This window comes from Roseateles sp. P5_E4 (genome assembly GCF_054049255.1).
On the sequence record NZ_JBFUMS010000004.1, the window covers coordinates 164,334 to 181,360 of the forward strand.

The window sequence follows — 17,027 nt, forward strand, 5'->3', positions numbered from 1 at the left end:
GCCCGCATCACAGCTGTGAGTCAAGGAATTCCGTACCGTCAAGTAGGGATGTGGCGACTCTTTCGAGCAGCACTCTATCGGCAGTGGATGGCTGCGTAGAGCGGGTTCACACGGGCCGGTCAAAACGGAACAGGCGAAGGCTCAGCCTTCAGAGCGCCCAGCACCCGACGCACGGTGGCTAGGTCGTAGGCATCAACGATATGGACCAGCAGCCGCCGATGCGGCTCGCCAGCGGACCCCGACAGCGACGGATAGACGTTGAACAGGCACCGCGGCTTTCGGCCCGAGTCGTCCACCAGGTGCGCGACCGCGTAGTCGGCGACATCCAAGCCAGCAAGGTCTGCCACAGTGGCACAGGTAGTGGTGATCTTCATAGAGTTTTCTCTGGCAAGCCGCGCTCCTCGGCGGAGCGCTTGGCCCGGCCCACCGTCGGCGGGAACTTCGCCTTGGCCCTGGCCTCGGCTTCATCGAAAGGGGCGCGGACCGGATCGCACCACCACACTTGGGGCACTAGCTTTGAGCTCTTGGGGCTGAAGCCGTGATCCTCGTAGCCTAGAACCATGATCTGGCCGTCGCGGATCTTGACCCTCGCATGGTCAAGTTGGCGCCAGCGCAGTTCGGGGCCACCTCTGATGCCAAGAAGGGAGGCCGTCATTGGCCGCCTTGAGCCGTCGTCTGCCCACCCTCGCATCACCGTCACCCAGAGCCTGCCGCGCGCTGGCACCAGCGCTTCAAGATGCTCCTGCGGCAGCCTGCGGCCCCGCTGCCTCGTACAAATCACGTCTACCCACATACTGTACATTTATACAGCTTCAACGCGCCGCACTCCGTTTCATCGCATCTCTGAATGAGGCTCTTTACACACCTGATCCTGCTCTGCGGACTCACCGCTCCTCTGAGTGCTTCAGCCTGGGGCGCTGACGGCCATCGCCTGATCGCTGAACTGGCCGAGTCGCAGCTATCGCCTGCCGCCACCGCGGAGGTTGGCCGACTGCTGAAACAGGAGCCGGGGGCCACGATGGCGTCGGTCTCGACCTGGGCCGACGAGAAGCGCTCCGGCTCAACGGCACCGCTGCACTACGTCAATCTGCCGGAGGATGACTGCAACTACAGCCGCCAGCGTGACTGCCCGGATGGTCGCTGCGTCGTCGAAGCGATCAAAGCAAAGGTCGCCATCCTGAAGTCGCACGCGTCGGAAACCGAGCGCCTGATCGCGCTGAAGTACGTCATTCACCTGGTCGGCGACATCCACCAGCCACTGCATGTGGGCCTGGCCAGCGACAAGGGCGGCAACCTCTTCCAGGTCAGGATGGGTCGGCGGGGAAGCAACTTGCATGCGGTCTGGGACGCCGAACTCATCAAGCGGCGTCCAGGTGGCCTCGCACGGCTGTTCAATGAGGCTGCCCTGGCCGTCAAATCTGCATCCGCGTCCATGGAGGCTGCCGGCTGGGCGGCTGAGAGCTGTGAGGCGCGACGGCGCGATGGCTTCTATCCGGGGAATAGACAGATCAACGCTGAGTACGCCGCAGACTGGGATAGTGAGTTGGTGCGCCGCCTGTCGCTTGCCGGGGCGCGGCTGGCCAATGTGTTGAATGAGACGCTGGACGCTACGCGATGACGACCCCGACAACCCCAGAAATTAGCAACGATTTGCTGTCTGCAGTTCAGCCGCTTGTCTTTGAGACCGGATACGAAGTATTCCCCTACATGATCGGTGGCACGGCTTTCCTCGCTGGCTATGAAGGTCGCTGGTACGTTTGCACGACCCGGCACGGCCTCCATCCAGAGTCGCCACCAGCTATCTGCGTTTTCCCACACGACCATTCACGCAAATTCTTCAAGCTCGGCCGCGTGTTTTTTGTGCCGCGGGAACACGAGCCTGAGGACTTCGTTGATCTCGCGGTCATAGACATCAACATGAGCTGCTTGGACGATCCGGAGCTTGCGGTGGCCAAGCCGCTGGATCTTGAAGCCATGTTCGATCCGGACTGGGAGCACGTTGCTTTGCAGGGCAGCACGCTCATCATGGCCGGGTATCCAAAGGAGCGATCGGAAATCGGGCTGGAAGACCAACTGCTTCGAACGGACAGAACCCTTCTAAGCGGCACCTATCAAGGCGCCTCGGGGCTAGAGCACCTGCATCTCATGCAGATTGACGATGCCCAGGAACTCGCCTCTTTCGATGGATTCAGTGGAAGCCCTGTTTTGGCGGTAAAGGGCTGCGCAGGCGGGGAGACATCAGTCGTTCTCTGCGGCATGGCCATCAGGGGCACGCGCGGCAGTCGCCTCGTTCACTTTCTGCCAATCGAAATCTTGATTGAGGCGATGCGTATCAAGCGGTCTCAGGATCAGAGGATGGGGTAAAGCCCGTTTCTTAAGAACCGCTGCCAAGCCTCAGGACGCCACCGACGAAGTCCTTGAACCCAAGCGCAAGATGCGCGTACTTCTCTGCCTTCAGGCAGCCATCGCCAATCTTTTGTACTGTGCCCCACATGGAAACCAGGCGACCGAAGGCGGGGACGTCGTTGTAGGCGGCAAGCTGAGGTTCAGCGCGGGCAAGACTTGTCGCCGCGGCATCAAATGCCACCTGAAGTTTGATGACGCCGCGCACCCTACAGGCCTGCAAAGCGTCTTCGATAAGTTCAAGATGGAAGCGGATCAGATCGCGCAGCCCTGCTGGCAGTCCTTCATCAGCGAGAGCCGCGCGAAGTTCGTCTACCTTGGTGCGAAGATCGTTCCAGAGGTCGGCGTCAATTTCGGCCTGATCGTCGGGCAATAGGTGGACACAGAAATCCAACGTCGTCACGACGTGAGGCGGGAAGTGCTGCATCACTAGCTCCCAGCGCTGGTTGAGAAGCCTAGGACTGATCGCATTGATGAACGCAGCTGTAGCGTTGACCGTCAGGTGCGCTGGCACTCTGCCACTCAGATCTCGTGACATCTGCTCGGCCTCAAGCTTGATGTCCAGCAGGTGTCGAACCGCACGCAGCTCTCCCTCTGGTCCATCGTCGGTGACCAGTTGGAACACTGACTTCCAGCCTTCAATAACGCCTTGGTTCGTGGCCTCCGCTTGCATTCGCCCGAGCAGGGCGCGCAACCTTGATGCGGCGTTGCTGTTTTCCATAGATCTCCCTCTACGCAATTGTTTGTCGCTGAGCAGTTGCTTCAGCCCGCCTATCTCGGCGGTTCAACGGTTCACTTCTTGACGGAAACGCGAGCTAGTAGCTCTCGGTACAGCTTGTTGCCGCCCTCTTGGGTATTGCTCAGTGGATTTGCCTGGCAGTAGTTGTTCATCCACAAGGCGGCTTGATCAAAGGAGCCAAGTTGGCTCAACGGATCTGATCCACCAGACCCTATTGCCGCATTCAGGCCGGAGAGGTATCCGGCGAGCCAAGGCTTGTCCGGATTCGACATCCATCTTCCGCAGTCTTGGACGCCGAAGGTAGATATTGCCCCGCCCTGACAGGTCAGCGCAAGAGCCAAGAGTAGGAGAGCTGAACAGGGGCGTTTCATTTGCGCTCCAAGGTCATGGCAGCGCTTGCATCGTCATCCTGCCCAACATCATGTGACGGCGGTTCATAACTTCGCCCGAGCCCGGTGTTCGCCTTCGGGCCGCGCTCTTCGAGGAATGCGGCGAGCGCTTTACGCGCCGCCTTCGCCTCGCCTGGGTAGCGCCCCGTCAGAACCAGGCAGGCGAAGGAAAAGGCGAGCGAGGCGAGCCAGAAGAAAACTGAGGCGGCGGGAGCCATCCACATGACGACGGCGCTGTCGTGGCCCTGGGAGTACATCGCCCAGAAGACTCCAACAACGATACAGAGCTGAACAAGGTTGCCAAGCCAGCCCCAGCCTGTGCGAAGCGCGCCCGCCAAGTCAGAAAGCCGGTTGCGCAATAGCTCGGCGCTACAGCGACGGGAAGCGTATTCGAGGAGCTTGGGGGCAAGGCGTTCGTCTTCCAGGTCTGCGACGGGCACGCCCAACGCAATCGAAGCGTCTTGCCGGCGGCGGCGTTCAATGCGCTGCTCTTCCCACGCCACGATAAACAGAACCAGAACGCCGAAAGCGCAAGAGGCCACTAGCGCCCCGACGACGTGAACGATTGCCATACCCATGCGCCGCTCCCTCAGCCGCTGGTGCGACTCGGCTCGGCAATCTTAGGCATAGCCCGGCGGCCAATCGAGCCAGACTAACCCGCTCCATTTCCGGGCCCTCGGGCGCCCGATTGACTCTGTCAGCCGATCAGGCCGCGCCCGCGCGCCATGAGCGCCTTCATGCGGTCGTCGTTGCCGAGCAAGCCACCAGGGCCGCCCGCTTGCGCCATGGGCTGCTGTTGCTGGTTGAGGAGCCCGCCGGGCATCTGTTGCGGCTGCGCCGGCATGGCCTGGCCACCGCCGAACAACTGCTCATAGCTCGGGGTCGTGCTTTGGCGCTGCATGGCTTGCTGGCCCCAGTTCAAGAGGCCAGGTAGAGCGGAGCGCGATTGGTCGAGGCCTGCGTACGCAGTGCTGTAGGCCTGGGTTTGCTGTGGGGTGAACGGGTTCTGACGCAGGCTCGTCAACATGCTGCCTGCGTCGCCAAGCACGTTCGTCAGGAACGGCTGCGCAGCGGCCCAGGGTTCGCTAGTTTTCGTGCTCGTCCCGCCGCCAGACGCGGCACCCAGGCCCGCGCCGAGCAGCGCCGAGATCGCCCCGCCCATTGGATTCGGCTTGGTGCCGCCACTTCCATTCGGGACCGCAGTGAACCAGCCTTTCAGCGTGTCGAGCCAATCGCTGCCGCCTGAGTTCACAGGCGAATTGGTGACGGGATCAAGCCCGCCCCACCCGCTGTAGTTGAGCCCTTCGTGCGAGTAGTCGCCACCGTCCACACCAGACAGATCCCACTGAAAGCCAGGGTCGCCGAAGCTGCCAAGGTCGAGTGTTCCGTCGCCCCCGCCAAGGGAACCCAGGCCCGAGAGCCAATCAGTCCAGCCCATATCGCCGCCTATGTTGACGGCAGGCCCAGAGAAGCCGCCGACGTTGTTGAGAATGCTGTTCGTGTCGGTCGGGACATCGAAGCCATCGAATCCGCCCGGGATCAGGTCGCCGCCACCGTTGTCCAGCGACATGGCCTGGCCGGCCGAGCCGTCGCCGATGCTGCCGATGCCACCGCCGATGGCTCCACCAACTGCGCCAGTCAACGCGCCCTTGAGCGGGTTGTCGCCCTTGATGGCACTGGTAAGTCCGCCCTTCGCCGCGCCCTTCAAGGCGCCGTCCTTCACCTTCTGCCAAGGGTCAACCTTGTTTTGGACAAGGTTTGATCCCTCGGGAGGCGGGCTGTATGACGGCTGGAGGGCCGAGCCTGCTGCGGCGCTAGCGGTCAGCGCAGCCGGAAGGAGCGATCCACCAGCTGCCGCGCCCGTCGTCACCACGGTGGGCAGGACGTTTGCAGCAGTGCCGCCAAGCGCCGCACCACCACCTCCAAGGAAGGAGGCTGCGGCATCGCTGCCAACGGAGCTGAGCGAGGTAAGCCCGTAGTCGGCCACGGTGGGCAAAGTGGCCTCCAGGCCGCTGGCCGCGCCGGAGAGAGCCCCCGCGCCCTCTCCAGCCGCGCCAATGGCGCCCGCGAATGGTCCAGCCAGCATGGCGAACATCGCGATCTGATCCATCAGCGTGTCGCTGTTGGTCATCGTCGGGTCGCTCTGGCCGTTGACGAACTTGCCGTCTTGACCGGTGAGGCCAAAATACTCCGGCCGGCCTCCAGGGGTCGTGCCAGGGTCATGCGCAACGCCGAGGTTGAAGCCGTTGTTCGCCAGCCAAGTGCGGGCGTCGTCGCTCCACACCGGTTGTGCGCCGAAACCGTAATCCGAGCCTGGGAGATCCGTCAGGCCCTGTCCACCGTAGCCAAGAGCCTGGAGCAGGGCCAGGTTCTGAGCCGTGGGGGCGAACTTGGACTCCGCGCCCTGACCTGCGTCGGCCATCGAAGACCGGGCAAGTTGGAAGTCGGTGGGCAGCGCGAAGGACTGGGTGGGCGCCCAGTGCATCGAAGTCCAATCACGAGAGGTCATGCGTCGCTTTCAATGTTGTGCAAACAGCGATGAGGGGTCCACGGCAGCGCGAGTGAAGGCGTCTTCCAACTTCTGCAGGAGGCGGTCAGCCATGCGGTCCTCGCCCATCGCTCGCGCGATGCACATCGCCCGGAAGAGGTCGCGTGGGCCGATCTGGTCTGCCGGGCCGTCGTCGAGCCGCAGGAGCTGCGATGCAGCGAGCGGTTGTTCCAGGTCCTTCATGCTGCAAGGGTGACTTGTGCGAAGCCTTCGACTTCGTCGCGACGGAACATCTGCCGTCCGTCGATGCGGACGGGACGGAGGCCTGTCGCGCCGCCGGTCTGAATGGCAGCCCGAGTGGCCGCCTCCAGAAGCCATTGGGCGGCCTCGCGCGGAGTGAGGAGGTCAAAGCTCATCGGTGTAGAAAGTTGGTCGTTCATCGTTGCCAGCTCCTTTGATGTTCAGTAGGCCACCGTGCGCGGCTATGCGTGGCGGATCCCGGGAAAGTGGTCACAAATCAGGCCTAGTCGCCGCCGTTTCCCGGCTTCCGCTTCATCGCCACGTCGGCCGGCAGCGTCCATCGATGGCGCGATCCGCATGGAAACGCGGGCGGGCGCCAGGGCTGCGCCAAGATTGCCGAGACCGCCGTGATGATGAGCAGGTCGATGACGTCCTGGCGATTCCGCGACGGGAACAGGTCTTCGCCAACCTGCAGCGCATCGAAAGCAGCTTGGCCAGGAACCCAATCGACGCGCGGCTGGGCGGAGTTGCTGGGCATCAGGGGGACTCCCCGCTTTCTGAGCTCGCGGGGATCAGGGCCACGGCAACCAGTTGACCGGGCTGCCGTGTTGCCCGCGCGTGCTGGTGCACCCGCTCCATGAACGCGTCCTCGGTCTCATCGGCCGCTCGGACAAACCGCCCGGGCTGGCCGAGCAAGGTGCAGGAGTGGATCTCGCCGGGCTCATTGGCGCCGACGAAGATCACACGCTTGATGATGAAGTCCTCGGGCTTGGCAGTTACCGATTCGATCGCGCTGACACGCTTGTGCAGGGTGCTGTTCATCGGTGGACCTCCGTGTCGTCCTCGATGTCATAGATGGCGGCGGCCAACTTGGCCGGTGATGAGCCGAATCCGGCGGCCCAAGCTGAGGCTCGGTTCCGGAAGTCGGCGGGACTCTCGCCGTCATGGCGGATCAGCTTCAAGCCGCTGGACAGCTTGATCGCGCGGACCTCTTCTTCGTCGCGACCGAGTGCGGTCAGGACAATCAGCGAAGGGCCGGCTTCCGAGCCGACGCAAGCGTCGTGTTCCAGGCGCTCAAGTCGGCAGTTAACGCTTGGCATGGTGCTCCTCCAAAGCCGCGATGCGGCGTTCAAGTTCATCGGCTTCGGTCAGCTTCGCGAGCGTCCCGAGAGATGCCAGCAGCGCCGCGCCTTGACTCGGCGCAAGGTCGCCGGTGGCCACGGCAGCCACGACGGCCCGACCTTGTTCGGTCAACGAGCCGTCGGGCAGTGCGAGCGGGCTTGCCTCTTCTGAGGCCTTGACCGGCGGGATAACGCGCTCCAGCAGCAGCCTGGCCGCGCCCACGTCGCCTTCGAGGGCGGCGTCTTTGAGGTTGTTGATGATGGCGGGCACATGCACCGCGATGGCGGCGCGGAGCTTGGCGATCTCACCGGTCCCGGAAGGCCGCCCAGCTGGGTTGCCGCTTTCGCCTGGCTTCCATGCATGGGGCGGCGGTTTGCGTTTCTTCGTGTCTGTCGGCACTGTGATTCCTTTCTGCTCAATCAAAGGCGTTGTCATTTCTGTCGTAGCTAGGCCGGCGCATCTCTGCGCGTGCCAAGATGCACCTACCGATACACAAGGGCGGAGGCTCCATGAACCCCTGGGACGCGGTTATTCGTGACGCCATAGCAAAGCGCTCGATCCTGGTCATCCGGTACGACTCATGGGCTGCTGAACGCGCCGTAGAGCCGCATGCGTACGGCGCCGGCGACAACGGCAATGACCTTCTTCGGGCGTGGCAGGAGGCCGGCGCCAGCAGCTCTGGCGAACACTCTGGCTGGAAGCTGTTTACGGTTTCCAAGATCGTCTCCATGAGAGCGACCGGAGGCACGTTCCCAGGCGCACGACCCGGTTACGCGCGGCCAGACACAGCCATGCGACGTGCCTACGCTCAGCTCTAAGGTGGGCGCCACATGTGCAAGTTGTGGCGGGCATTGCTGGCTCCGAGTGCAAGCCGCAGTCAGACAAGTGAATGAAAACTGGGGCTTCCCCCCGCGGGTCGATATTTGTCATGTGCTCCTCCGGGACACGTTGCCGACGCTTTCGGTCCAGCGCTGGGTACGGCCGTCAAAGCTCAGCCCCATGCGCCCTCTCCGACCAGCTCTGTTTTTGGCGACCTTCAGCAGGACTAGCATGGAGCCGTCGGCCTCGTTGCCCATGGGGTGCAACAGCAGCACGGTGTCGGCGTCCTCCTCGATGGCGCCGCTTTCCTTCAGGTGGTGAAGTTCGGGCTCGTCGCCCTCGCTGGCTCGGTTCAGTTGGGACAGCAGCAGCACGGTGACGCCCAGTTCCTTGGCGAGCACCTTGAGGCCGCGGCTGATCTCCTCGATCTGGTGATGCCGGTGGCGCTTGTCCCCGCCAGGGTTCGCGCACAGTTGCAGGTAGTCCACAACGATCAAGGAGAGCGAGCCACGCCGTAGGACCTGGCGAGCCTTCGCCCGAATGTCGAGCAGGCTCAGGGCGCCCTGGTCGTCGATGCTCACGGGCATGCGCCGGGCACGTTCCGCCGCCTCGACGATGCGGGTCCAGTCCTCTTGCTCCAGCTGGCCGGATGCGAGCCGGTCCATTCGAACGGCTCCGAGGTGGGCGGCGGCCCGGTCCGTCAGCTCGCCGGCCGTCATCTCCTGACTGAGCATCAACGCTCGGCGGCCCTGACCGGCGACATGCAGCAGGATCTGCGTCGCAAGGCTCGTTTTGCCGACGCTGGGGCGGGCCGCGAGGACGATCACCTTGCCCGGCTTGATGCCGCCACCCAATGCTTCGTCGAGCGCCGCGAGACCGGTCGGTATACCCGGCTCGGTATCACCGGCCTGTAGCCCTTCCCAGTACGCGGTGCGCTCGATGAGCAGATCACCCAGCTCGCGGGGCTCTTTGCTGCCGTTGACGCGCTTCAGCGCCGCGAACTTGGTCTGGACGCGGTCCAGCACCTCGTCAGCTGAAACGGCTTCACCGACAACCTCGACAGTGTCATCTGCCGCAGACAGGATGTCGCGACGAAGGGCCTTGTCGGCGACTACCTGGCTGTAGCGCTGGCAGTTGGCTGCGCTGGGCACGCACTGAGCAAGGGAGTTCAGGTAAGCAAGGCCGCCGACCGTCTCTGCCAGCCCGGATGCCTCAAGTTCGTCGAAAACAAGCACGGTGTCTGCCGGCTTGCCGATGCTGATCAGGCGCTGGATTGCTTCGAAGATCATCCGGTGTGGCGGGTGCCAGAAGCTGGCCGGAGTGAGGAGGCCGTTCACGATGCCGAAGGCCTCGTTGTCGATGAGCAAGGCCCCCAGGACACTCTGCTCCGCCACCTCAGACCAAGGCAGGAGATCGAACTTGAGTAGGCTTGGAATGAGGTTCATGCGGACGCCCCCGTGAAGACTTCGTCCGCGGCGAGCACAGGCCTGCCAGCTGCACGCTCCGTCCTACCAACCGCCTTGTTCGGCGCGAATAGGCCCTGGTAGCCGCCGGCAATGCAGTGGTCGATGACGGCAACAGGGTCATGCCCTTCGTCCCGAAGGGTTTCGAGCTTCTTGAGCTGCTGAGTGGCGGCACGGGAACTGATCGGCTTGCGGCGTTCACGACGGTCAGCAACCCAGTCGGCCCAGGTCGCGCGAGGCAGCCAGTCCGGCAGATCAATCGAAGTCGCATCGAACTTGGCAGCGCGCTTGCGCGCAACCTTTGGTGGTTCTTGATGGTTCATTGATGGTTCGGGTGCAAGCCGTTGCAGGGGGTTCGCGCAAGCCTTTGCACCCCTCCGCGCATTCCCTTGCACCCCTGCAAGCCTTTGCACCCCTGCAAGCCTTTGCACCCCTGCATTGCCTTGCGCCCCTTGAACGAGGGTGATGCGGTACAGGTTCGTGCCGCGAGGCCCTTCGTTGTCACGCACGTCCAGCTCGCCAGAAGTCCGCAGCGCGGCCAGGATGACCTGCGCATTCCTAGCCTGCATGCGGCACTTCGTAGCCAGCGTGCCGACGGCGGGATAGGCATTGCCGTCGTCATCGGCAAAGTCGGCGATAGCCAGCAGCATCAGGAGATGCGAGCCTGCGTGGCGCGAACTCTCCCAGACCTTGGCCATGACGCGGACGCTCATCGCTTGCCCTCCACTCGGTCAAGCCAGAGCTCAACCTCGGCCAGACTCAAGAAGGCCTTGACCATGGCGTTCCAGGAGGCGATCCATTCCGGACGCCCGCGCTCGTCGGTGGACTCGATCAAGACGATGCCTCGCAAAGCTGCGCGAGCGGCAGCCGTGGCGAATGGCTTGGTGTCTACCTCGCTCATTGCCCCTCCGCGACCATGTTCAGGAACCGGCGAGCGGCGGCGACGCCAACCAATGTCCTCGTCATGCCCCAGCGGCACGCAATCAGCGTCTCGTCGTGCAACGGGTGCAGAGCGAATCCAGCCGCTTCGAAGCGACGCTGGAGGTCGCTGAACTCACGCGCGCCCAGCTCATCGGCCGCTTGCAGTCCTTCGTTGACTGACTGAGAATTGAGGCTGTTGAGAGCCGCGCGATTTGCGCCGATGGAGCCCGGTTGCCGCCGGGCTTCGTCACATTTGGGCGTGACGTTCCCCAGCGCCGCGGCGCTGATGTGAGACGGGCGACCCATCGATCAAGCCGCCTCGACTTGTTCGGCGGCGCGATGCTGCCGGAGATCGCCGACACGCCAGACAGTAACGTTCGGGCCGGCCTTGCGCGGAGCGGGGAAGCGACCCGCGCGCACCCAGCGCCACAACGTGGACACGCTGACCCCACTCAGGGCGGCGACGACCGGCAGACGGACGTTCGCCGAGTCCGGCAGGGAATCAAATTGGGCGAGGGCGAAGGGGATGCTCGGCTGAGACCTGACTTCGGAGTTCGACATGTTGCACCTTGCTTAGACGCGGGGGATCGGCCCCGCTTCCGCTGCCATGCGTTGGCATGGCGTGGGTGCACTGTCGATTTCTAGGGCTTCAATTGCTGGGGCAGAAACGTCGGGAGTTTTTCCCCCAAAGGACCCGCCAGATGCAGAAGCATGTCGTCGTCGAGCTCGCGCATTGGCATGTAGTCCTTGAGCAGTTGCCCTGCGTCTCGGCGATCCCACCCGTGACCCGGCCCCTCAAGTTGCTGGCGGACTTCGTCCATGGCGGCCTTGACGCGCTCGGGGCCGAGTCCGGCCTTCAGCAGCAGCGTGCCGAAAGCAGCGTAAGGCCGTTTCCAAGCTGGGAACGGGTCTTTCGGCCGGCCGGTTTTCTGCCGGTTCAGGCCCAGCGCCTCGACAACCGCAGCATCGCGCGATGACTGAATTGCGCCCGACGAGGTCTTGATCTCGCGAAGCTTCTCGGCATCGGTCAGCGCTTGATCGATCGCCCACAGACGGTCGGAAAGATACCCGGCCAGGCCCTTGGACATGGTCCCCGCGTCGAGCGCGGAGCGGCACAGGTCGAGCGCAACCCGAGCGGAGTCGGCGTCACCGTCAAGCGCGCGGCGGATCGTCTCGGCTTCGAACTCATCGGGTGTCATCGGCTGCAACTGTAGTGCTCACTCGTCAGGCCACGAGCCAGCGCGTGCGTTAGATCCTGCTTTGTTGCACCAGGCACATCACCGCCTCGACTTGATAGTCCTGGAGTGGCGCAAACGAACGATCGAGTGCCGCCGCTTCCTGGCCGTTGCGACCTCGCCGGAGGTAGCGAACCAGATGCTGATCATCATGGCGGACGACGACTACTGAGAAGTCATCGGCGTGCGACGCCGGCTTGAAGAATGCTCTGGTGCCGCGAGGGTAGTGAGGCGCGAGGGCGTCATCGGGAAACTCGACGCAGTACAGCGAGTTCAAGTCCACGGCTTATCCCTCGCCGACCACGACGCCGCCCGACAGCATCTTGATTGCGTACTCGATTGCTGTGCGATCACGCTTCGCCAAGTTGCAGGGGGCACAAGAAGCTACGAGGTTGACGAGGTCGCCGGTTCCGCCGAGTGCTTCCGGCAATTGGTGCTCGACGTGCCAGGCCCCCGCAAGCTTCAAGGGGCGCTTGCAGTAGGCGCAGATGCCGTGCGACTTGGCGAAGACCTCCCGGCGTCGCCTCGACACTGGACGTGGCTCATTGGCGGCCTCTCGCGTGAGCAGCTCCGACGACGCCCACAACGTGTCCTGACGCCACTGCGGCTCGACGGAAACGCCCTCGTCGGCGAGTTGCCTACGCGCCTGCGACAGCGCTTCAGCCTTCGTGTTGGCGATGCTCAGCACCCGACCCGCTGATGGCTCGATGACCATGAACCTGACGCCGTGCAGGCCTTTGTAGATCACCGGCTTGGTGACCAGCTCGAAGCGGCCAGTGCCAAACAGTCCTCCCATGATCGGGAGGCGGAGTTGGCAAGAGGTCATTGCAGCGTCCGGCTACTGTCATGCCCCGTAGCGGCGTTAGCACGCGTCGTGTTGGCTTGCGTCGGCAGGCCCTCTGTATGGCTCTGCCGACGCTTTGCTGCTTTGATCTCGCGAAGCTCGCGCATGCGATCGACTGTCTCCTGACGTGCCCTCTCAGCCTGGTCCTCCTCCGCCTTCATCCAATACTCATCCCTCTCTACGCAACCATCCAGGTAGGCCGGATTCGCCGTCGCTGCACCAGCAGCGAAGTAGCTAGCCACGATCTCGCAAAACCGATTCGCAGCATGTGCAGCGGATCGCTTGCCGGAGTTGCGAGGCATACCCGTCAGCGCAAACGCCTGTGCCAGGCACTGCTGGACATGCCCCCCGAGCTTCCAGTGACCGCCCTTCTCGGGACGGGCCGGCTCGTATTCGCGCAAGAAGAGGATCAACTCTCGGGCGGCCATCGCACCTGTCAGCGACCCCTTGGCCCAGGCCTCTTCGGGCAAGTCGAAGTAATTGCCTTCGAGATGCCGGCCCCTTGCAGTCGTCCGCGTTGTCCAGAACCACATGGGGCCGTCTTGGATTGCTCTGGTGCCGTCAGCAAGCACGCGGCGAGGTGCGACATGATCTTGGAGTCGCTGAAATTCGCGGCGTTGCAACGTGCAGAACAACTCGTGCCAGATGTTTTTGCAATCCACGTCCACGTTCCGCAGAAATCCACCCTCGAATTCCAGCATTACGGTTTTGCCATGCGGGCCATCTCCAAGTTCCACGGTCCGAACAGCCTTGAGGCCACTGGCCTTCTCATGATCGTGCGGCGTGTATTTGGGAACCTCCGCCGCTTCGGGCGCGCTCGCGCTCGGCGCTTCGGGGGTGTCGACCGGGACAATGTCGTTTGCCATGTTTCAATCTCCTACTGATCGTGGCTGGGGCGGTGCTTGCTGCAGTCCAGCAGCTGCGGAATGCGGGCGGGCGCTTAATCTATCCGTCAGTTGTATGACGGGAGGGCTGTGCGCGGCGCACTAGCGCGCGGATGGACTGGCGCCACGCGCACCAGCTCCATCAAGCGCGAGCAAAGAGCCGAAATTTCGTCTCGCGTCCTCGGCTCGTAGCAAAACGGCGCCGGCCCGCTGGCGTCCACACCGGTAGCTGCCGAGGCAAAGAGCCCTAAGCCCACATGCGCCGCGAGAACACACTTCGCACGGTAGTCGTCGGCGCTCATCGCCTCGGCGTTCGGTTGGAAGAAGTTCGCCTGCGGCGACGCCTTCCCGGCGTCGGCTGCGATGAATGAACGGCTCGCGAGAGCACTGCCGTGCGGCACCAGTTGGCCGCGTACAGTTGCGTCAGATTCCATTTCGATCCTCCAGATCGGTTGGGGTTTAGGGCTTGCTCGGTGTTCCACCACCTTGCAGGCCCGCTTTGTCTCAGGACCGCTGAGACGCCGGGTTATTCCTTCGGCTCGGTTGCCTTGTCGATCTGTGCCCGGATCCACTTCGGGCCGCCAAGACGCTTGAGCTTTTCCTTCTGCGTATCGGTCATCCTGATCGCCACGGGGACTGTGTCCTCGTCCGGTGCAAGCGGCTTGCGCCCCTGTCCGCGTCCTGCGCCCCCATGCTTGGGTTTGGGTGCTGGCATTTTGATAATGTATTCGTTTTTCAAGAAAGTTCAAGAGGTGCCAACGTGTGGCATGCCGCGTCGGCCTTTTATCCTCAACTATGCGGATGGCTGACCGGCCAGAAGGCTAGCAAGCTAGCAACTTGGTGCGGCAAGCCAGAGCGTGACGCAGACTGCCCTGAAGAGTCGCGCCCTCATCATCACGCAGGTAGGGAGGTGCTCATGTCGAAGCTCGGTGCTCTGTATTACCCCTACCACCCGGAAGATGGCGCGTGGCTACGGCATGCGCTGCTGTACTACGACTTCATCGGTACTACTGTGCCTGCCGTGCTTGAAGAGGACATCGATGCTTGCAGGTTGCCCGGCCACCTTGAGATTCTTCGGGATCAAGGCGTCTACGTGTCGGGCACCGACTCGGTAGGCATGAGCCCGGTTGCGAACTGGTTGAGCCGACTTGATCCCGCCTTTCAGTTCGCAGCGGTGCAAGGGGCCGAGGATTTCGCGATATCAACCTTCTTGGATCCAAACTTCATTGCCGAGGATATGAAGACCGGCCAAGAGGTGAAGTTGGCGGACTTCCTTGCGGAAGCAGTAGCGAGTCTTTCCTCAGACGCACTAGTGCCCTCCACGGATAGTGGAACGGCGTTCGAGCACCTTTATGGAACAGAGATTCCAGAGTCTGCAAGCGCTGCGCAGTCCGCATACATTGCCTACCAAGCGCTCCTGCCGGAGCCCGCACCGACGATGGGCATCCCAGCGCTGCTTGCGTTTAGAGAGAAATACGCCGACGAACGTCTGCGGCTTCGGACCGCGATGGCGAAAACTCGGGAGAAAGTCGCTGACGCCATGAAGGATCCCCAGGGGCTAAAGATGACATTGGCAGAAATGGCGACTGAAATCAGTTCTGCATGCGCCGATCTTCAACGAGCCCTGGGCGCCAACCGAGTCGATTCAGCCCTTGGTCTTGTGCGTGAGTTGGTTGCGATCAAGCCGTCTACTGCCCTCGTGGGCGCCGCGATCGGCGTTGGCGCTTCCAGCGGAATGTCTACGAGTTTTGACCCCTCGAAGTTGACGGTTGAACAGGCAGTAGTCGGCTTAGGGGCAGCAGCAGCAGTTGCCGTGTCGTCGGCTGTTGTGTCGCTGGTGTCAAGCCGACAACACAAGTTGATGCAGTCGCCGTATGCCTATCTCTATCGCGCCAGGCGTAGCGGGATCGTCGGCTAGCCACAGGTGACGTAGACAACTCTTCTGCTGACTCCGAGTCTGGGCCTATGCGGCTGGCCGCAGCTGTTTAACGTTGCCCCCAGTCTCCCCAGTCAGCAGTGACTTAAGGAAGGTCTCCCATGTGCGGAGGGCCTTGCGCTTCTCATCGACGTACTTCCATTTGTCGTAGTGGCGCTTCTGCACGCCGCTCAGGCCGTGTGACATCACCTGAGCTCGCACCGACTCTTCTACCTTGAGCGGAACCATAAGCGTCTCGGCCGTCCGACGCAGGTCGCTGAACTGGAAAGGCGTAAGGCTAAGCCTCTCCGCCACCATCTCTTTGGACAGTTCCGTGACCCAGTTAGACATGGCGCCGGAGTCCAACTTCCCTTCGCGGCTTGCAAACAACCACGGCGTTTCGAACACGCTCGCCCGGTCAAGCAGCGCCTTCACTTCGGTCAGCACCCATTTGTTGAGTGGCAGAAGATGCTCTCGGGCCACTGGGCGACGCCCCTTGCCGTCAAGCAGTCGGATTACGTTCTTCTCCAGATCCACATCAGCCTTCTGCACGCGCAGAAGCTGCAGGGCCCGCTGTCCACCAAGTAGAAGCCCGACGCGCAGAGCCCTTACGGCGAGTTCCGGCTCATCGCTTTCGAACAATCGCCGAAGTACGTGCGTCAGCTCTGCCTGGCCAAGCGCGCGTTCGCGAGCACGATTGAACTTGGTCAGGGCTGCTGTTGATGCAATCGGGTTGGATTCGATCCCGAACGCGATGAGCGCCACGGGCGCCGTGGCATCCATCTCGGCGGCTGTCGCCAGCTGATAGGCTGCACGAAGCGAGGTACGGACCTTGCCGGCTGTGCGGCCCTTCCCAGCCTCCACCACCAGACGGAGCAGCATCGCTGCCTGCTTGGCGGTGAACTGGTTGGCCGGTTGATCAGCGTGGACACTCGGGTACACATGGCACCTGAACTGCGACTCAACGTCGTTGGCGGACTGCTTCCCCTGCGTCTGCAGATGCTTGACGTAGGTTTCGCACAGCGCGCGCAGCGTGTACTTCGAACTTGCCTTGGCCGCCTCTTGGTGTGCCTGAACTCTGCGCTCCTCCTCCAGGCGAGCGGCCTCGGCCTCTTGTTTCAGGCCATGCAGGTAGGCGCCAACGTCACGAGTCTCCGGATTGCGGTGGATTGCCGCGTACCGACGCGCCTGATCGCGGGCCTCTTCAAGGGTCACACGGCCTGGAGCTGACTCTTTGGAATAGGGAAGCATCGGAAGCTGCTTCCGACTGCCGTCGATCGAGTACCGGAAATAGAACAACTTGGATCCACCCGGGCTGATCCGAAGCACCAGGCGACCACCGCCGCGAGTCCCTTCGTCATCACTGAGCCAAACGTCCGCGTCGCCTGCCTTCTTCCGTTCGATGCCCTTTGGGGTTAGCCGGGTTCCGTTTGCCACTGTCCCAAACCTCCGTTGCCGTTACGTTGCCGTTGTGCGCCGCGATTCGGCGGCACGGCGTGACACTACGTGGAGCATAAGTCGTTGTCAATCAACGGAAGTTTTGAACCCTTGGCGCGCCATGCGAC

General features: G+C 62.8%; 27 protein-coding genes. 3 read left to right on the forward strand and 24 right to left on the reverse strand.

Annotation, left to right across the window (positions count from 1 at the left end; all coding sequences use genetic code 11):
* Positions 1-119 precede the first annotated feature (119 nt).
* Positions 120-374, reverse strand: coding sequence for a hypothetical protein (locus ACXJLH_RS09835; protein WP_457443763.1), 255 nt, complete (start codon positions 372-374; stop codon positions 120-122).
* The gene (locus ACXJLH_RS09840; protein ID WP_457443765.1) at positions 371-655 is read right to left on the reverse strand and encodes a hypothetical protein; all 285 of its coding nucleotides are present in this window, start codon (positions 653-655) and stop codon (positions 371-373) included. The genes ACXJLH_RS09835 and ACXJLH_RS09840 overlap by 4 nt, the downstream gene beginning before the upstream one ends.
* A 192-nt stretch (positions 656-847) precedes the next feature.
* Here ACXJLH_RS09840 and ACXJLH_RS09845 point away from each other — a divergent pair, with 192 nt between their 5' ends.
* Both ACXJLH_RS09845 and ACXJLH_RS09850 read left to right on the forward strand, forming a co-directional pair.
* The gene (locus ACXJLH_RS09845) at positions 848-1,618 is read left to right on the forward strand and encodes a S1/P1 nuclease (RefSeq protein ID WP_457443767.1); all 771 of its coding nucleotides are present in this window, start codon (positions 848-850) and stop codon (positions 1,616-1,618) included.
* Complete coding sequence (locus ACXJLH_RS09850) at positions 1,615-2,364, forward strand: hypothetical protein (RefSeq protein WP_457443769.1); 750 nt, start codon at positions 1,615-1,617, stop codon at positions 2,362-2,364. The genes ACXJLH_RS09845 and ACXJLH_RS09850 overlap by 4 nt, the downstream gene beginning before the upstream one ends.
* 10 nt (positions 2,365-2,374) lie before the next feature.
* Here ACXJLH_RS09850 and ACXJLH_RS09855 read toward each other — a convergent pair whose 3' ends face one another.
* From ACXJLH_RS09855 to ACXJLH_RS09955, 21 genes are all read right to left on the reverse strand, one after another.
* Positions 2,375-3,124, reverse strand: coding sequence for a hypothetical protein (locus ACXJLH_RS09855; protein ID WP_457443770.1), 750 nt, complete (start codon positions 3,122-3,124; stop codon positions 2,375-2,377).
* A gap of 71 nt (positions 3,125-3,195) precedes the next feature.
* Positions 3,196-3,513, reverse strand: a complete 318-nt coding sequence (locus tag ACXJLH_RS09860; protein WP_457443771.1) for a hypothetical protein — start codon at positions 3,511-3,513, stop codon at positions 3,196-3,198.
* Entirely contained in the window at positions 3,510-4,109 is a 600-nt protein-coding gene (locus ACXJLH_RS09865; protein WP_457443772.1) for a hypothetical protein, read from the reverse strand. The genes ACXJLH_RS09860 and ACXJLH_RS09865 overlap by 4 nt, the downstream gene beginning before the upstream one ends.
* A 119-nt stretch (positions 4,110-4,228) precedes the next feature.
* Positions 4,229-6,040, reverse strand: a complete 1,812-nt coding sequence (locus ACXJLH_RS09870; RefSeq protein WP_457443773.1) for a hypothetical protein — start codon at positions 6,038-6,040, stop codon at positions 4,229-4,231.
* Positions 6,041-6,049: 9 nt separating this feature from the next.
* Positions 6,050-6,262 carry a hypothetical protein gene (locus tag ACXJLH_RS09875; RefSeq protein WP_457443774.1) on the reverse strand — a complete coding sequence of 71 codons (213 nt, stop codon included), beginning with the start codon at positions 6,260-6,262 and terminating at the stop codon, positions 6,050-6,052.
* The gene (locus tag ACXJLH_RS09880) at positions 6,259-6,459 is read right to left on the reverse strand and encodes a hypothetical protein (RefSeq protein WP_457443775.1); all 201 of its coding nucleotides are present in this window, start codon (positions 6,457-6,459) and stop codon (positions 6,259-6,261) included. The genes ACXJLH_RS09875 and ACXJLH_RS09880 overlap by 4 nt, the downstream gene beginning before the upstream one ends.
* Before the next feature lie 83 nt (positions 6,460-6,542).
* The gene (locus ACXJLH_RS09885; RefSeq protein WP_457443776.1) at positions 6,543-6,797 is read right to left on the reverse strand and encodes a hypothetical protein; all 255 of its coding nucleotides are present in this window, start codon (positions 6,795-6,797) and stop codon (positions 6,543-6,545) included.
* Positions 6,797-7,081: a hypothetical protein gene (locus ACXJLH_RS09890; RefSeq protein ID WP_457443778.1), complete on the reverse strand. Its 285-nt coding sequence runs from the start codon at positions 7,079-7,081 to the stop codon at positions 6,797-6,799. Before ACXJLH_RS09890 ends, ACXJLH_RS09885 begins: the two co-directional genes overlap by 1 nt.
* A complete protein-coding gene (locus ACXJLH_RS09895) occupies positions 7,078-7,359 on the reverse strand; it encodes a hypothetical protein (protein WP_457443780.1) in 282 nt (93 codons plus the stop codon). Before ACXJLH_RS09895 ends, ACXJLH_RS09890 begins: the two co-directional genes overlap by 4 nt.
* Positions 7,346-7,816: a DUF5681 domain-containing protein gene (locus ACXJLH_RS09900; protein WP_457443782.1), complete on the reverse strand. Its 471-nt coding sequence runs from the start codon at positions 7,814-7,816 to the stop codon at positions 7,346-7,348. The genes ACXJLH_RS09895 and ACXJLH_RS09900 overlap by 14 nt, the downstream gene beginning before the upstream one ends.
* 491 nt (positions 7,817-8,307) lie before the next feature.
* On the reverse strand, positions 8,308-9,645 hold the full coding sequence (locus ACXJLH_RS09905; protein ID WP_457443784.1) for a replicative DNA helicase: 1,338 nt from the start codon (positions 9,643-9,645) through the stop codon (positions 8,308-8,310).
* Positions 9,642-10,376 carry a hypothetical protein gene (locus ACXJLH_RS09910; protein WP_457443786.1) on the reverse strand — a complete coding sequence of 245 codons (735 nt, stop codon included), beginning with the start codon at positions 10,374-10,376 and terminating at the stop codon, positions 9,642-9,644. The genes ACXJLH_RS09905 and ACXJLH_RS09910 overlap by 4 nt, the downstream gene beginning before the upstream one ends.
* Entirely contained in the window at positions 10,373-10,564 is a 192-nt protein-coding gene (locus ACXJLH_RS09915) for a hypothetical protein (protein ID WP_457443788.1), read from the reverse strand. The genes ACXJLH_RS09910 and ACXJLH_RS09915 overlap by 4 nt, the downstream gene beginning before the upstream one ends.
* Positions 10,561-10,890 carry a hypothetical protein gene (locus ACXJLH_RS09920; protein WP_457443789.1) on the reverse strand — a complete coding sequence of 110 codons (330 nt, stop codon included), beginning with the start codon at positions 10,888-10,890 and terminating at the stop codon, positions 10,561-10,563. Before ACXJLH_RS09920 ends, ACXJLH_RS09915 begins: the two co-directional genes overlap by 4 nt.
* A gap of 3 nt (positions 10,891-10,893) precedes the next feature.
* Positions 10,894-11,145 (reverse strand): helix-turn-helix transcriptional regulator, encoded by a 252-nt coding sequence (locus tag ACXJLH_RS09925; protein WP_457443791.1) that lies wholly within the window; start codon positions 11,143-11,145, stop codon positions 10,894-10,896.
* Positions 11,146-11,225: 80 nt separating this feature from the next.
* Positions 11,226-11,783 (reverse strand): hypothetical protein, encoded by a 558-nt coding sequence (locus tag ACXJLH_RS09930; RefSeq protein WP_457443793.1) that lies wholly within the window; start codon positions 11,781-11,783, stop codon positions 11,226-11,228.
* 49 nt (positions 11,784-11,832) lie between these two features.
* Complete coding sequence (locus tag ACXJLH_RS09935; RefSeq protein WP_457443795.1) at positions 11,833-12,096, reverse strand: S24 family peptidase; 264 nt, start codon at positions 12,094-12,096, stop codon at positions 11,833-11,835.
* A 9-nt stretch (positions 12,097-12,105) separates the two neighbouring features.
* Positions 12,106-12,615: an HNH endonuclease gene (locus ACXJLH_RS09940; RefSeq protein WP_457443797.1), complete on the reverse strand. Its 510-nt coding sequence runs from the start codon at positions 12,613-12,615 to the stop codon at positions 12,106-12,108.
* A gap of 26 nt (positions 12,616-12,641) precedes the next feature.
* Entirely contained in the window at positions 12,642-13,529 is an 888-nt protein-coding gene (locus ACXJLH_RS09945) for a hypothetical protein (RefSeq protein WP_457443799.1), read from the reverse strand.
* An 86-nt stretch (positions 13,530-13,615) separates the two neighbouring features.
* Complete coding sequence (locus ACXJLH_RS09950; protein ID WP_457443801.1) at positions 13,616-13,981, reverse strand: hypothetical protein; 366 nt, start codon at positions 13,979-13,981, stop codon at positions 13,616-13,618.
* A gap of 92 nt (positions 13,982-14,073) precedes the next feature.
* The gene (locus ACXJLH_RS09955; RefSeq protein ID WP_457443802.1) at positions 14,074-14,286 is read right to left on the reverse strand and encodes a hypothetical protein; all 213 of its coding nucleotides are present in this window, start codon (positions 14,284-14,286) and stop codon (positions 14,074-14,076) included.
* Positions 14,287-14,463: 177 nt separating this feature from the next.
* Between ACXJLH_RS09955 and ACXJLH_RS09960 the strand changes: the two genes are divergently transcribed.
* Complete coding sequence (locus tag ACXJLH_RS09960) at positions 14,464-15,465, forward strand: DUF6236 family protein (RefSeq protein WP_457443804.1); 1,002 nt, start codon at positions 14,464-14,466, stop codon at positions 15,463-15,465.
* 45 nt (positions 15,466-15,510) lie between these two features.
* Here ACXJLH_RS09960 and ACXJLH_RS09965 read toward each other — a convergent pair whose 3' ends face one another.
* Complete coding sequence (locus ACXJLH_RS09965) at positions 15,511-16,899, reverse strand: tyrosine-type recombinase/integrase (protein ID WP_457443806.1); 1,389 nt, start codon at positions 16,897-16,899, stop codon at positions 15,511-15,513.
* Positions 16,900-17,027: the final 128 nt, after the last annotated feature.

Bases quoted from the DNA above. Each gene is read 5' to 3' on its own strand.
- ACXJLH_RS09835 (WP_457443763.1), bottom strand. From the start codon at position 374: ATGAAGATCACCACTACCTGTGCCACTGTGGCAGACCTTGCTGGCTTG.
- ACXJLH_RS09840 (WP_457443765.1), bottom strand. From the start codon at position 655: ATGACGGCCTCCCTTCTTGGCATCAGAGGTGGCCCCGAACTGCGCTGG.
- ACXJLH_RS09845 (WP_457443767.1), top strand. From the start codon at position 848: ATGAGGCTCTTTACACACCTGATCCTGCTCTGCGGACTCACCGCTCCT.
- ACXJLH_RS09850 (WP_457443769.1), top strand. From the start codon at position 1,615: ATGACGACCCCGACAACCCCAGAAATTAGCAACGATTTGCTGTCTGCA.
- ACXJLH_RS09855 (WP_457443770.1), bottom strand. From the start codon at position 3,124: ATGGAAAACAGCAACGCCGCATCAAGGTTGCGCGCCCTGCTCGGGCGA.
- ACXJLH_RS09860 (WP_457443771.1), bottom strand. From the start codon at position 3,513: ATGAAACGCCCCTGTTCAGCTCTCCTACTCTTGGCTCTTGCGCTGACC.
- ACXJLH_RS09865 (WP_457443772.1), bottom strand. From the start codon at position 4,109: ATGGGTATGGCAATCGTTCACGTCGTCGGGGCGCTAGTGGCCTCTTGC.
- ACXJLH_RS09870 (WP_457443773.1), bottom strand. From the start codon at position 6,040: ATGACCTCTCGTGATTGGACTTCGATGCACTGGGCGCCCACCCAGTCC.
- ACXJLH_RS09875 (WP_457443774.1), bottom strand. From the start codon at position 6,262: ATGAAGGACCTGGAACAACCGCTCGCTGCATCGCAGCTCCTGCGGCTC.
- ACXJLH_RS09880 (WP_457443775.1), bottom strand. From the start codon at position 6,459: ATGAACGACCAACTTTCTACACCGATGAGCTTTGACCTCCTCACTCCG.
- ACXJLH_RS09885 (WP_457443776.1), bottom strand. From the start codon at position 6,797: ATGCCCAGCAACTCCGCCCAGCCGCGCGTCGATTGGGTTCCTGGCCAA.
- ACXJLH_RS09890 (WP_457443778.1), bottom strand. From the start codon at position 7,081: ATGAACAGCACCCTGCACAAGCGTGTCAGCGCGATCGAATCGGTAACT.
- ACXJLH_RS09895 (WP_457443780.1), bottom strand. From the start codon at position 7,359: ATGCCAAGCGTTAACTGCCGACTTGAGCGCCTGGAACACGACGCTTGC.
- ACXJLH_RS09900 (WP_457443782.1), bottom strand. From the start codon at position 7,816: ATGACAACGCCTTTGATTGAGCAGAAAGGAATCACAGTGCCGACAGAC.
- ACXJLH_RS09905 (WP_457443784.1), bottom strand. From the start codon at position 9,645: ATGAACCTCATTCCAAGCCTACTCAAGTTCGATCTCCTGCCTTGGTCT.
- ACXJLH_RS09910 (WP_457443786.1), bottom strand. From the start codon at position 10,376: ATGAGCGTCCGCGTCATGGCCAAGGTCTGGGAGAGTTCGCGCCACGCA.
- ACXJLH_RS09915 (WP_457443788.1), bottom strand. From the start codon at position 10,564: ATGAGCGAGGTAGACACCAAGCCATTCGCCACGGCTGCCGCTCGCGCA.
- ACXJLH_RS09920 (WP_457443789.1), bottom strand. From the start codon at position 10,890: ATGGGTCGCCCGTCTCACATCAGCGCCGCGGCGCTGGGGAACGTCACG.
- ACXJLH_RS09925 (WP_457443791.1), bottom strand. From the start codon at position 11,145: ATGTCGAACTCCGAAGTCAGGTCTCAGCCGAGCATCCCCTTCGCCCTC.
- ACXJLH_RS09930 (WP_457443793.1), bottom strand. From the start codon at position 11,783: ATGACACCCGATGAGTTCGAAGCCGAGACGATCCGCCGCGCGCTTGAC.
- ACXJLH_RS09940 (WP_457443797.1), bottom strand. From the start codon at position 12,615: ATGGGAGGACTGTTTGGCACTGGCCGCTTCGAGCTGGTCACCAAGCCG.
- ACXJLH_RS09945 (WP_457443799.1), bottom strand. From the start codon at position 13,529: ATGGCAAACGACATTGTCCCGGTCGACACCCCCGAAGCGCCGAGCGCG.
- ACXJLH_RS09950 (WP_457443801.1), bottom strand. From the start codon at position 13,981: ATGGAATCTGACGCAACTGTACGCGGCCAACTGGTGCCGCACGGCAGT.
- ACXJLH_RS09960 (WP_457443804.1), top strand. From the start codon at position 14,464: ATGTCGAAGCTCGGTGCTCTGTATTACCCCTACCACCCGGAAGATGGC.